Source organism: Bradyrhizobium sp. DN3, assembly GCF_041357655.1.
GTDB lineage: Bacteria > Pseudomonadota > Alphaproteobacteria > Rhizobiales > Xanthobacteraceae > Bradyrhizobium.
In genome coordinates, this window is sequence record NZ_JAULLN010000081.1 from 1 (window position 1) to 1317 (window position 1317).

At 67.4% G+C, this 1317-nt stretch carries 1 protein-coding gene; it reads right to left on the reverse strand.

Annotated features, from left to right (window positions below):
* Positions 1 to 195 precede the first annotated feature (195 nt).
* A partial coding sequence (locus AAE027_RS39420) for a hypothetical protein (protein WP_479714278.1) occupies positions 196 to 1317 on the reverse strand: 1122 nt, incomplete at its 5' end.

Sequence of the window (1317 nt, forward strand, 5' to 3'; positions counted from 1 at the left end):
ACCGCCCGTTCGCACATCCTGGCAGATTTTACAGACACAAGAGGTCGGATTGCGCAGCAATCCGGGTGAGGGACCGCAGCGAACAGTGAGACTGTAACTCCTCACCCAGATCGCATCTCTCGATGCGATCTGACCTCTCCCTGCGGGAGAGGTGAACCCTGAGCTCGCATCGATTCAATCAAAACTCATCGCGCTTCAATCGCCCCATTGCGCGAACGCGTCGTTGAAGGCGCGCTCGCCGGGGGCGCCCTTCTCGATCGCGATGATGGCGCGGCGCTGGTTGGCGTAGACCAGCGGCACGTCGAACCATGAGCGCTCCTTCAGGAGCTGGACGTTGCGGGAGCGGTCGGCGTCGACATTGGACAGGCCGACCAGGAAGAAGCCGTCGGTGACCTTGACCGCGAGGCCGGCGAGCGGCGTACCGCGCGCCTGCTCGTTCGACTTCATCAGGATGCCCGGCACGTTGGAGACGCTGCCACCGGGAAAATCCTGCGGCAGGATGAAGGTCAGTTCCGCGGTGTGGCTCGCCGGCAGCGAGGAGTCGGTATTGCGGCGGAACGACATCGTCATCTTGAACTTGCGGTCGGGGATCTCGATGTCGGCGCGCACGGCGAGGTCGGCCTTCTGGTTGCCGGACGCCTTGATCGGCTCCAGCCGCCACACCACCGAGCCGACATATTGCTTGCCCTTCGGATCGGACGGATCCTCGTCATAGAGCACGACCTTCTGCGCCACCGGCGCAACCGGCTGGTCGCTCGCCGAAGGCTGGCCGACGCGATCCGGGATCTTCGGCTTGCTCTGCGGCTGGGCCGGACTCGGCGCCTCCACCACTTGGGTCGCGGACGGCTTGAGAAAGCCGTTGACGATCTGGACCAGCTGCTTGCCCCAGAGGATGCCGGCACCGACCAGGATCAGCACGATGCCGACGGCGATCGCGCTCTTGAACGGGAAGGCGGAGCCGGTGCGGACGCGCTTCTTGGCGTCGCGCTCGGCGGCGATGCGCGGACGCGGCGACTGCGGCGTGTAGCGCTCGGCCTCCTCGATCGACTCGTCGTAGGAATAGGGCGCCTCTGCCTCGCCGCTACGGTTTTCCAGGCTCGGCTCCAACCGGTCGAACTCCGGTGAGGGCGAGGGCACATTGGCGTAGGTGCGGCGCGCGGCACGGCTCGCCTGCGCGGCAGCACCGCCGAGATCGTTGGCATCGGCCGTGATGTCGCGGAAGCCGCGCACGCCCGGTGCGGGTGGCAGCGGTGGCGGCGGGCCCATGTCCGGCGGACGGCGCGCACCCGCGCGATCGCGTCCGGCCGGTGGAGGCGC